At 46.0% G+C, this 11,066-nt stretch carries 9 protein-coding genes; 5 read left to right on the plus strand and 4 right to left on the minus strand.

All coding sequences use genetic code 11. The features are described from left to right. Positions 1 to 58: 58 nt before the first annotated feature. Positions 59 to 2,698, plus strand: coding sequence for an InlB B-repeat-containing protein (locus tag QQL66_RS04680; RefSeq protein WP_284379326.1), 2,640 nt, complete (start codon positions 59 to 61; stop codon positions 2,696 to 2,698). Between the two features lie 255 nt (positions 2,699 to 2,953). Then, positions 2,954 to 3,814, plus strand: coding sequence for a MerR family transcriptional regulator (locus tag QQL66_RS04685; RefSeq protein ID WP_284379328.1), 861 nt, complete (start codon positions 2,954 to 2,956; stop codon positions 3,812 to 3,814). Positions 3,815 to 3,900: 86 nt separating this feature from the next. Here the strand turns inward: QQL66_RS04685 and QQL66_RS04690 are convergent, their stop codons facing one another. The 3 genes from QQL66_RS04690 to QQL66_RS04700 all read right to left on the minus strand — a co-directional run bounded on the left by QQL66_RS04690 (position 3,901) and on the right by QQL66_RS04700 (position 6,388). Then, positions 3,901 to 4,743 carry an SDR family NAD(P)-dependent oxidoreductase gene (locus tag QQL66_RS04690; protein WP_284379330.1) on the minus strand — a complete coding sequence of 281 codons (843 nt, stop codon included), beginning with the start codon at positions 4,741 to 4,743 and terminating at the stop codon, positions 3,901 to 3,903. Between the two features lie 101 nt (positions 4,744 to 4,844). Further along, the gene (locus tag QQL66_RS04695; RefSeq protein ID WP_284379332.1) at positions 4,845 to 5,804 is read right to left on the minus strand and encodes an alpha/beta hydrolase; all 960 of its coding nucleotides are present in this window, start codon (positions 5,802 to 5,804) and stop codon (positions 4,845 to 4,847) included. Positions 5,805 to 5,821: 17 nt separating this feature from the next. Then, positions 5,822 to 6,388 carry a hypothetical protein gene (locus QQL66_RS04700; RefSeq protein ID WP_284379334.1) on the minus strand — a complete coding sequence of 189 codons (567 nt, stop codon included), beginning with the start codon at positions 6,386 to 6,388 and terminating at the stop codon, positions 5,822 to 5,824. Between the two features lie 189 nt (positions 6,389 to 6,577). On the opposite strand from QQL66_RS04700, the gene QQL66_RS04705 reads away from it, so the two are divergent. The 3 genes from QQL66_RS04705 to QQL66_RS04715 all read left to right on the plus strand — a co-directional run bounded on the left by QQL66_RS04705 (position 6,578) and on the right by QQL66_RS04715 (position 9,666). Further along, complete coding sequence (locus QQL66_RS04705) at positions 6,578 to 7,450, plus strand: metal-dependent hydrolase (protein WP_284379338.1); 873 nt, start codon at positions 6,578 to 6,580, stop codon at positions 7,448 to 7,450. Positions 7,451 to 7,577: 127 nt separating this feature from the next. Then, positions 7,578 to 8,798 (plus strand): 2Fe-2S iron-sulfur cluster-binding protein, encoded by a 1,221-nt coding sequence (locus QQL66_RS04710; protein WP_284379340.1) that lies wholly within the window; start codon positions 7,578 to 7,580, stop codon positions 8,796 to 8,798. Between the two features lie 376 nt (positions 8,799 to 9,174). Further along, a complete protein-coding gene (locus QQL66_RS04715) occupies positions 9,175 to 9,666 on the plus strand; it encodes a hypothetical protein (protein ID WP_284379341.1) in 492 nt (163 codons plus the stop codon). 615 nt (positions 9,667 to 10,281) lie between these two features. On the opposite strand, the gene QQL66_RS04720 is transcribed toward QQL66_RS04715, so the two are convergent. Further along, positions 10,282 to 11,066 (minus strand): IS110 family RNA-guided transposase (locus QQL66_RS04720; protein WP_284379345.1); only part of this gene is annotated, 785 nt, incomplete at its 5' end.

Genomic DNA, 11,066 nt, shown 5'->3' on the forward strand with positions numbered 1-11,066 from the left:
GCTAAAAGAATCCTTACTGTTATTAAAACAATAATTAAAAATCGGAAAGGGGCTCAACATGTCAAATCAATACAGCAGAGGCGTTCTGCTTCTCCTCTTATTTATTTTGGGTGGTTGCCAATTAAAAGTAAGTACCGAAGGTGGACGAGGAAACGTGACGTCTGCATCTGGCTTAATTAACTGTGGTGTCAGCGGCAATCAATGCTCGGTGGATTATTCCGAGTATGCAGGTAGCCAAACCAGCTACACCGAGTATCTGTATGCTCAGGCAGAGCGAGGCTATCGTTTCAGTCATTGGTCTGGAGATTGCTCCGGTTCAGCCGTCTGTAGCGTTAAGCTGTCCAAAACGTCAGGCAACAAAGCCGTCTCAGCGGTGTTCGTAGAAGAGCCTCTCAGCGAAGAAAAAGATCTGGTGTCGTTCAAATTCCTAAAGGCTGATAACCCGACTTTGCCATCTGATGTCTCCGGTGACATTGATCCGAATACCCATAATGTCACGCTGGCTGTGCCAACTGGGGTGAATCTTCAAAGCCTGGTGGCTAACTTTGAAATTACCGGCGTGGATGTCACCGTCAACGATGCTTCTCAAGAAAGTTCTGTAACCATTAATGATTTCAGTGACTCACTTTATTACCAGGTGGTTGCGGAAGATGATTCCAAACAGGGTTATCTGGTTTCTGTTTCTCAAGTAGATTATCAAGCGAAAGCGCTCAGCAGCTTTAAATTCTCCATGCAGGACAACGCCGGTTTTGAGCAGGATTCAATCGGTGAAATTGATGAGCAAAATCACGCGATCAAATTATTAGTAGCGAAAGATGTTGATGTGTCATCACTGATCGCCCGTTTCGAAACATCAGGTCAGACGGTTACTGTGAATGGTATCGAGCAATACAGTGGTGTGACCGCGAATAACTATACATCCGACTTAACGTATCGAGTGACTGCGTACGACAACTCAGTGCAGGACTATGTGATCAGCGTGTCAGAATCCAACTGTTTAGAACAGCCTTGGCAGGGGAACTACACCATTACTTCAGCACAAGATATCGAAGCTTTGATGGGCTATACCTCAGTGACTGGCACTCTTTCCATTGGCAGTAGTTCAACACCGAGTACCGGTTTAACTAATGTCACCGGGTTAGAATGTTTGAATACGTTGGGAACTCTGAACGTTGCGGCGAACCCAGATCTGACGAACCTGGATGGATTGAGTGGAGTAACCAAAATTACCGGTAACTTATCCATTTATAACAACCCATCTTTAACCAGTATTTCCGGGCTTGAGAATTTAGCGACAGTTGCGAACATTACAATCTCGAACAACGCATCACTGCCTAACCTGAACGGTTTAGAGAAAGTAGGGCAAGTGTCGGATGTGGATCTGTATGGGTTAGCTACATTAACTGACTTGAGTGCCATTGCTAATCTTCACGTAACAAGCAAGATGAAGCTTCGCAGTCTAACTGCATTGGAAACCCTGCCTGTCTTTACGAATTTAGCAAACCCATTGTGGTTAGAAATTATTGGTAATACCAAGCTGACCTCTTTGGCTGGTTTTGAACAATTAACTCAGGCATCTATTCTGAATATTTCTCAGAATGACAGTCTTACCAATCTAACGGGCTTGTCGGGTCTGACTTCTGCTACCAGCTTCGGTTTAGTGTCAAACGCGAACCTAGAAAGCCTTGTTGGTGTTGAGAAGTTAAGTGTACTGACGACGCTAACCGTACAAGGTAACCTTCGTCTTTCTTCTTTTGATGGTTTGTCTGGTCTGAACAGCATCTTTAGTGGATTAACTTTGATTGATAACTCATCGCTGTCTGATCTTTCTGCACTGACCAACTTAACCAGCTTGTCGGGCAATGTGACTGTTCGTGGTAATGATGTGCTTCCTAACTTTACTGGTCTGGATAATGTCTCTACCGGCTTGTCGACACTAACCATCGACAATAATGATGGTCTTGAGAATTTGCAGGGCTTGGCGTCCGTACCATCTGCAACCAAAGTCATCATCAAGAACAATGACGTATTGGCAAACCTTCAGGGGCTAAATGGCCTGACAACCACCAGTCTGCTTCAGCTTGAGAATAACCCATCGCTTGCGAGCCTTGCTGGTCTGGATGCGCTGACTAAAGTAAACGGTCGCGTGGCTCTTTTGAATAACGATGGTATGTTCAGCACCAGTGGCGCATCGGCACTTCAAACCATTTCCGGTGATTTCGATATCGAGCGCAATAACCGCTTAACGCATATCGATGGCTTTGAGCAGCTAACCTCAGTGGGTGCGACCAGCATCCGCTTGAACAATGATTTGGTGAATCTGGATGGCTTCCTTTCCGTAACAGAAATCAAAGGGTCTCTGGAAATTAACGGCAACACCCGACTGCTGGACTTGTTCGGCATGGGGAATGTGGTGTCTATCGGAACCAGCTCATCTCATGACTTGAACATTCGCGGCGGTGCGCTGGATCATCTATCCCTTCGTTCTTTGGAGAGCGTAGCGGGTGATCTGCTTGTCGATAATACTTCTTTGGTGGACTTTGATTTACCGCAGCTGTGCAGCGTTGGTCAAAACTTCCAGGTCACTGAGAATGGTGCTCTGTGCACAAGTAAGATTGAAACAGTAAGAGACCAAGTGGTTAATTGCAGTGGCATTGGTGGGACAGTCACCATCACCAATAACATGACGTGTAATTAGTCACTGCTCCTGATTCGGTCACAAATCTACAGCGCTAAGATTTGTATCGATTAACTGAGCGATAAAAAAGCCCTGAGGACAACCGTCTTCGGGGCTTTTTTGTGTGGATTTGTTTTATAATCTTCTGTTTCTGTGCGCTTAACGTTGTACAATTAAACGTATTCATTTTTAGTTTTTCAGATAGGTTCGGGTAAGCAAAGGATCGTTCCCTGATTCAAGAGACCTAATGCATTACCTGTCGGGTTGTGAGGAAATATGCAAGATTATAAAGATTCGATGCTGAATTTTGTCGCTCAGTTCGGAAAGCACGCAAAAAGTGATGACAAGGACAGTTTGCTTCAGCCGGATCGTGAATACTCCATTGATGAATTAGCCAGGGCAACCGGTACAACCAGCCGCAACATTCGAGCCTATCAGGAAAAGGGTATTCTCCCACCACCTAAACTTCGGGGCCGTAAAGGCATCTACTCCAACATTCATTATTCTCGCTTACGCTTAGTCTCTGACTTACTGGAACGAGGGTACACCTTATCGACCATTGCAGATCTCTTAAATGCTCTTGAAGAAGGGTTGGATTTGAGAGCGTTCGTTGGCGTTGAGTCTGCGTTGACCAGTCCGTGGACGGATGAAACCCCTGTCGTGATGCCGATTAAAGACTTGTATGCGATGTTCAATAATGACATCGAGTTAAGCTCTATCAATAAGGTGTTGGAACTGGATCTGGTTCGCTTTGAAGAAGACATGGAGCACGTTCAGGTTCGCAGTATGAGAACCATGAGAGCGGGCGCAGAGCTGGTTTCTGCGGGCATTCCGTTTGATGCATTGCTCGATATCATTCAGATGCTTCGTGGCAATGTTGAACGGGTAGCTGGGGAATTGGTGAAATTGGTCTCCAACCATGTGTTAAAAGATTACGAAAAAGATGTGATCCCGCCGAATGAAGATTTACCGGCACTGGCTGATTTAATTTGGCGCTTGCGCCCCTTGGCTGAAATGGCGGTGCACGCTGAATTGGCCAGAGCGATGGAAAAAGCGGCAAACCACTTCTTGGGTGATCGTCTTGAGACCATCATTAAGAGCATGGAGAAGGATAAGCAATCAGGCGGAGAGGAATAACGCTGTGCTTCCTTCAGACAAAAAAGAGGAACCGGTTGGTTCCTCTTTTTTGTTTATATTTTAGGTTGAGAGTATCTGAATTTTAATTACGCACTCGCAATCTTAAACGCTGAACACACCAGTCTCTGATAGTTCACTGGCAAACAACGCTGCATTAAATCTAACGCTTTCGCATCTGGGCCAATCAACACACGACGCTTGTTCTTCTGAACACCCCGAAGAATTGTCTCCGCTGCTTTTTCAGAGCTGGTCATGAACAGGGATTCAAACTTGTCTCGTACGTTTTCAGCCGAGGCAGAGCCCGTTAGCTTTTCTACGCTTTCTGTCATTTTAGCGTTCTTCGCAATGTTGGTTTGAATCCCGCCTGGGTGTACACAGGTAGCTGAGATCAAACCGCCTTCAAGGTCCAGCTCTTGGCGCAAGGCTTCAGTGAAACCACGCACGGCAAACTTAGACATGTTGTAGCCACTTTGCGTTGGTTGAGCAAATAGCCCGAACACACTTGAAATATTAATGATATGGCCTTCTTCACCGGTCGTTCTCATGTGCGGTAAAAAGGCTTTTGTGCCATACAATACGCCGTTTACGTTAACGCCCATGATCCATTCGTAATCTTCATAGCTGGTATCTTCAACTGTGCCACCCATGGCAACACCCGCGTTGTTGAATACAAGATGGATTTTCTTGTGATCTTTCATGGCTTGGTCTGCCCACTGGTGCATGCTTTCTTTGTCAGAAACATCCACTTCTGCAATGGTGACTTTTACACCGGTTGGCTTGATTTCCTTAGCCGTTTCTTTCAGACCCGCAAGGTCACGATCACTCAGTGCAAGGTTACAACCACGCTGAGCAAGAGCAATCGCCAGTGCACGGCCAATACCAGATGCTGCGCCAGTAATTGCGGCGACTTTTGAATTGAAATCTTTCATAGTGAGTCTCTTATCTTGTTTGTTTTTATAGCGGTTAAGCCATTTTTTCTGTCTGTCGTTTTCGTTATTTGTATGTTTCTCGGTGCCGGTCTGTCATAAGGTTAGCTCAGTGCTCCCGACCAAACGTCCTGTTTGAGCACTTGGTGGTCTGTCAGACTTCTTGCAGTTGGTTCATATTGTTTAATGAACCGAATAATGCGCTTAAAGTCTTTATTGGCTTCTGGCAGGAAAGGCACCATGATTGGCCAGACATGGCAGACGCCAGATCGAGCCAACCATTCAACTTCCACACCGGCTGCCTCAGCTTTGTCTTTCGCTTGCAACGCATCGTGATAAAGAATTTCATCTTTACTTGCGGTAAACATGATCGGTGGTAACCCCTGATAATCCCCTAATAGTGGTGAAGCATAAGGGTGAGAGCGGTCTTCCATGTTCGGCAAATAGAGATCGATAATCCGTTGTACAAGACTCGCGGAGAGCATTGCATCCGTTGGGCATTGTTCAAGCAGTTTCTCTTTCTCCGGTAATGCATTGGTGGCAGGCGAGAGCAGCACAGCACAACGAGGTTGGGTCAACCGATGATCTTTGATCTGCAGTAAGCAGGTCAGCGCAAGACTGCCTCCAGCTGAATCTCCGGCAATCACAATGTTTTTTGGATCTTTATCCAACGACAAAAGATAGCGGTAGGCTTCTAGGCATCGTTCCGTTGCAGCAGGAAACGGGGCTTCCGGTGCCAGTGGGTAGGTAGCCAGGAAAACCTCAGCCTTTAATTGCTTGGCCAGTCGAGCCGCTAGATTGTGGTAGGTTTTCGTGACACCTCCGACAAACGCACCACCGTGAAAGTAGAGCACCGTCGTTCTTGGGTTTTTCACCGAAACCCGTTCGCCTTTGAATTCCGTGCGATCGATTTTTCGAATCTTCACGCCCCGGGGAATCAACGAAACCGCCGGAGTGTTGTTAAAGACCGTTCGCAAATGTTTCAGCGTTTGTTCCTTATTCAAGCCATGTCGTTTGATGGTCTTTCTTGATATGGTTTGTACTACCTTGGAATGAATACTCATGCTGGTTACCCCAATCCCTAAAAGACACAAACGGCTTTGAAGGTTTCAAGTCGGGTGGCGGATAAGGTGCCAGGGTCGATTTCGAATCCTTTGAAATGCTCTTTCGCTTCCTTCTTGAATCGGTCGTGTGAATGCAGAAGGATATCCAATGCATAAACAGGGTGATTCTTGATGGTGTGTTCGATGACTTGGGACGCCAGCTTACGCTTCAACCCATCCAAAACCGCAGCAGCTACCTTGTCTTCCATATGGATAGAGGCTTCTGATATGTACTCAACCGAAAGCCCGGAAGCGACACCAACGATTTGTTTGGTATTTAAATTACGAGTGATTTTGGCTGCGATGGCGGGTTCGACGTATCTGGGAATAATCTGGTGAAGAATAAAGTTCGGTACATACTTCATCATCATTGCCAGTGATTCGAAGAGCTTGGCATACGCCGCATCTTCTTGTTCAACGATGTTTGAAATGTACTCGGTTACTTCTTCCACATCTTCAGATGAGAGCTTGCCCAAGGCTTCTGGGATCGGCTGCCCACTTAAGTTTGTCAGAAATTCAATCGCGTTTTGATTGTTATTTTTCATTACTACAACCCCCTACGAGTTATTACAGCAACACTGTGTGAAAGATCAATTTGTCGACTTTTCACTTAAAAAACTTGCCAAACCTTCAAACACTATAATACATTGTTTTATGCAACATCAATCGATGGCACATAAAAATGTGTATAAGTTATAAAGAATAAGTGAATTGAGTTCGATCAGGGGGCCAAAATGAACAGTCTTGTTACTCCAATTCAAAGAAACCTAAAGTTCAAACTGCCTATCAAAGCGGTAGCAGATTGGAATAAGGCTGGGCGTCACGTGACCCAGTTCCTAAATTCTATGTCGATATTCTTTCCGGAAGGGGAGCGTTTCTTTATACAGAGTGTCAGAAACTATCGCCATGAAATCACAGACCCTGATTTGCAGAAGGCGGTTAAAGCCTTCATTGGGCAGGAAGCGATGCACGGTCGGGAACATGATGAATACAACCAAGCGTTGATTGAAGCAGGTTTTCCGGTTGATAAGCTGGAAGCGTATGTGACCAAGCTCTTGAACTTTATTCAGAACACCACACCACAGTCGTTCCAGTTGGGTGTCACGATTGGTTTAGAACATCTAACCGCCATTTTTGCCGATACCTTGTTAAAGCACCCTGAGTTTTTAGACGGTGCGGAGCCGCACTTTGCTGCACTTTGGCAATGGCATGCATTAGAAGAAACGGAACATAAAGCCGTGGCTTTTGATGTCTTTAAAGAGGTGATGGGGAAATCACCGAAAGCCTATGCACTAAGAACCACGACTTTGATAGCCGCTACTGGCATCTTCTTCGGTTTGTTATATCCGTATTACTTCCAAATGCTCAAGGAGAAAGGTGATCACACCAATCTGGCCGGTTTGTGGAAGTCCATTCGTTATCAATGGCTGATGCCGGGCATGATCCGTAAGACCGTTCCTGCATGGTTGGATTACTTCAAGCCAGGTTTCCACCCTTGGGATCACGACAATCGCGAGTTTTTGGATCTGATTCCAGAGCTGGAATCGCGTGTTGCAGAGTTCTCTCTTAGAAACAGCTCTCAGCCAGAAACGGTGACGGTTTCTTAATAATCATTATTTAACGAACCACCATTTTACAAAACAATAAGAACGAAAATGAGCTGCTGTACCTCTAGTTCAACTGTAATGCACTGCAGTCTGAGCGTGGGGTATGCAACTCCCTATGGATGATTGAATGATGACTAAAGCAAGTAATCCTGAAACGCAGTTCCATACACTAAAGCTAGCGAATGTGAATCCTCTGACCGATGACAGCATCATGCTGACATTCGACGTGCCTGAGCATTTGAAACCTCATTATCAGTTTGTTCCAGGCCAATACCTGACCTTGCGTGCCCGAATTGATGGCAAGTTGGTTTCCCGCTGTTATTCCATTTGCAGCCCGCAAGGGGAAGAGCATTTAAGCGTGGCGATTCGTAAGATCTCTGATGGTCAGTTCTCAGGCTATGCCGTAGAAAACCTGGCGGCGAACGATGAACTGGAAGTTATGCCGCCGATGGGCCGCTTCCAACTTGTGCCTCACGCCCCAAAAGCCGATTACGCTCCTTGCTATGTAGGTGTTGCCGGTGGCAGTGGCATCACACCGATCATGTCGATGATAAATACAGTGTTGAAGAACGAGCAGGACAGCAAATTTGTGCTGTTTTATGCCAACCGCTCACCTGACACCATGATGTTCAGAGACAAGCTCGAAGCGCTTAAAGCCGAGTATCCGGAACGTTTCTTCCTACTGCCGTTTTTCTCTGAAGATCCGAGCCAACAGCTCACCATTCACTTTGCGATTGCAGACAGTTTGGATGGCATGATTCACTCCATTGATGGTACGCGCTCTGCCAAGCAGACCACTGAAATCAGAACCTTATTATCTGATATCCCGGATCTGACCGAAGCCAGCCACTGGTACTTATGTGGCCCGCAAGGCATGACCGACATGGTTCAAAATATCCTTCTTGATAACGATGTGGATGAAAGCCGAATCCAGCGAGAGCTGTTCACTGCCGCTGTTTCTGAATCAAGCGCAGCGGCTGGCTCAAGCGCTGCGGCTGGTTTAAAGGGAGCCAGCAAATCGAAGCCCGAAGGCACGACGGCAAGTGCTACAAGTTCCTCAGCAGGCGCAACGCAAATCAGCGTTATCCATAACGGACAATCGGTGGACTTTGATTGGGATGACAGCAACGAAGTTATTCTCAATCAAGCACTCAAACAAAACGAAGACCTGCCACACGCTTGCCAGTTTGGTGCCTGCGGAACCTGCAAAGCCAAGGTGATCGAAGGCTCTGCCGTGATGAATGAAAACATGTCTCTGGAAGCCGATGAAGTAGAGCAGGGCTACATTCTTACCTGTCAGGCCGTTCCAACCTCAGAACGAGTGGTTATCAGTTACGACGATATTTAACCGGATCACCTTAGACTCCTTTCCATGTAAAGACTTTGTTGTGGATCTAAGTACTCCCGCCTTACCGAGAGTTTAGGTCCTAACTCTGGCCCCTTGTTTGGCGCGCTCTTCGTCCCCGAAGCGCGCCTTTTTTGTTATCAGAGCGTCTGAAATTTCCTTTCTAGTGTTGAAGGAATGATTACGACAAATGTCGTTTTTTTCACTGTGGCGTTGGTCAAAACGGAATGGTATTGTAGGTAAATCAAGGGCTTTCGGTTTGGAAGGATGGGAGCCTTAAGGGATAAAGTACGACATTTGTCGTTTTTAATTACGACAGTTGTCGTCTATTAACTGTTAATGGTCACTAGAGAGTGTGTCCCATGAATATGGAAATCGAATGAAAGATAAAAACGGACTGATCGTAACCAAAGATCAAAATAAGCTCCTATGGCTCATCGACTTCATAAAGTTTTCAAGCAACTCTAAAGTCTGGTGTGTTTCGTTAATTTTCATGGTTTTGTCATTTTTACTGGCTTGCTTCGTTGGCAACTCAAATATATTTGCGGCTTCTGGTGGTGTTGTGACCATTCTTGGGCTTCTAATATTCATTGGTATCACAACACCTGTTGAGCTCGAAGAAATTCAAGAGGTAATAAATAGCCGAACATCCAGCCCTCAAGTCCGCGAAGATAATGGCGCTGAAGTTATTGCCCATATTGCCAAAACGGTAGAAGACGTCTTGTATGCTAGGGGCCGTCAAGTTCTGGGTTTTTCTATAACATTGGTAGGAACATTAGTGTGGGCTTACGGTTGGCTAATTGAGTACCTTCCGTGGTTTGAAACCATTAACATCTATATGACCGGGGGTTGTCAAGGCGCAAAAACCTGAAGGCCCCTCCAAGGTCAGAGCTCGATTCTTAATAATCTGTTCTGTTTCCTCTTATTGGCACCACTGCCGATTCTTTCATTACTGNATATAAAAACCAATGTACAGTCATCCCAATAAAAAATGCCTAACATCTATATGACCGGGGGTTGTCAAGGCGCAAAAACCTGAAGGCCCCTCCAAGGTCAGAGCTCGATTCTTAATAATCTGTTCTGTTTCCTCTTATTGGCACCACTGCCGATTCTTTCATTACTGTTGTCAGTTCGTAAGAACTGCACACAAACATCTATCGAGGTTCTACTGAGGATACCCTCAGCATGTGTCTATCCTCAAAAAGTCGTGAGGTGACACCCTAGAAATCAATCGGTTACCCTCGCATCCGGCGCTTCAAGAGTCGGGCTCGCTTTACTTCATGCGTCCAGTTATAAGTCACTCGGACGAGGGGCAGTTCCAAAGCGAAACAGGCGGACAACTTATTGTCTATTCAAGGCGGAGGTGGTTGGCGTATCGTCCAATCAAGAGGCATCAAGTTCACGACTTAGGTCAGAAACCTCATGTAGTATGGCTCACGCACTGCACCGACAGTTATACGCAATAGCTCAATAAGTTGTCCTTAACTCATCCACTAAAAAAATACTTTTCATCAAAGGCATCGTTCCTTTTCATAATAAAATACACGGCTCGACCCAGTTTATGGGCCAGTATGGAAATGGCTTTGCCTTTGCCATGTTTTTGAGCCTGTTTAGCCACAAACTGTTTAGCGCGCTGGCTTTCTCGCATGAGAAGAATGGCTGCTTCGCTGAAGGCCCACTTCAGATGTGCGTTACCAATGCGCTTGCCTGAATAGCCATAGTGTTTTCCTGCCGACTCTTTTGCACACTTCACCAGCCGACAATAAGAGCAGAAGTCCTGAACTGTTGGAAAACGATGGATGTCCTGAATCTCATAGAGGATGGTGAGTGCCAAGACTTGGCCAATACCTGGGACACTGGTGAGCCGGTAATAAGAACGAGGGTCGTATTGTTTTGCATGCTTTAGGATGTAGTTCTCAAGCGAGACAACCTGAGCTTGTAAAGCGTCCATTGCAGCAATATCGGTTTCCACATTCTTACGTACCGTAGGATCTTCAAAGCGTTCAACGATGTGTGGTCGATTGCCTTTTTTGCCGATGTGTTTTTCAAACGCAGGTAAGTTGTACTGATAGTTGGTGATGGAGATATGTGCTTGAATCTCGGCTTTGAGATGAACGAAGTAAGAACGTCGCCGCATGAGATCACGAACAGGCCGAGCCTCGGGCGGATAGACATAGGCGAGCGGGAAGTTCTTGCCTAACATGATACGAGCAATCTTCTCGGAATCAATCTTATCGTTCTTGGTTTTACCGCCGTGAATGCACTTCATGT

Source organism: Litoribrevibacter albus, assembly GCF_030159995.1.
In the GTDB taxonomy this organism is placed as follows: domain Bacteria; phylum Pseudomonadota; class Gammaproteobacteria; order Pseudomonadales; family Litoribrevibacteraceae; genus Litoribrevibacter; species Litoribrevibacter albus.

What these genes read in the sequence shown, in the direction of transcription:
- QQL66_RS04680 (WP_284379326.1), top strand. Translation starts at nt 59, where the DNA reads ATGTCAAATCAATACAGCAGAGGCGTTCTGCTTCTCCTCTTATTTATT.
- QQL66_RS04685 (WP_284379328.1), top strand. Translation starts at nt 2,954, where the DNA reads ATGCAAGATTATAAAGATTCGATGCTGAATTTTGTCGCTCAGTTCGGA.
- QQL66_RS04690 (WP_284379330.1), bottom strand. Translation starts at nt 4,743, where the DNA reads ATGAAAGATTTCAATTCAAAAGTCGCCGCAATTACTGGCGCAGCATCT.
- QQL66_RS04695 (WP_284379332.1), bottom strand. Translation starts at nt 5,804, where the DNA reads ATGAGTATTCATTCCAAGGTAGTACAAACCATATCAAGAAAGACCATC.
- QQL66_RS04700 (WP_284379334.1), bottom strand. Translation starts at nt 6,388, where the DNA reads ATGAAAAATAACAATCAAAACGCGATTGAATTTCTGACAAACTTAAGT.
- QQL66_RS04705 (WP_284379338.1), top strand. Translation starts at nt 6,578, where the DNA reads ATGAACAGTCTTGTTACTCCAATTCAAAGAAACCTAAAGTTCAAACTG.
- QQL66_RS04710 (WP_284379340.1), top strand. Translation starts at nt 7,578, where the DNA reads ATGATGACTAAAGCAAGTAATCCTGAAACGCAGTTCCATACACTAAAG.
- QQL66_RS04715 (WP_284379341.1), top strand. Translation starts at nt 9,175, where the DNA reads ATGAAAGATAAAAACGGACTGATCGTAACCAAAGATCAAAATAAGCTC.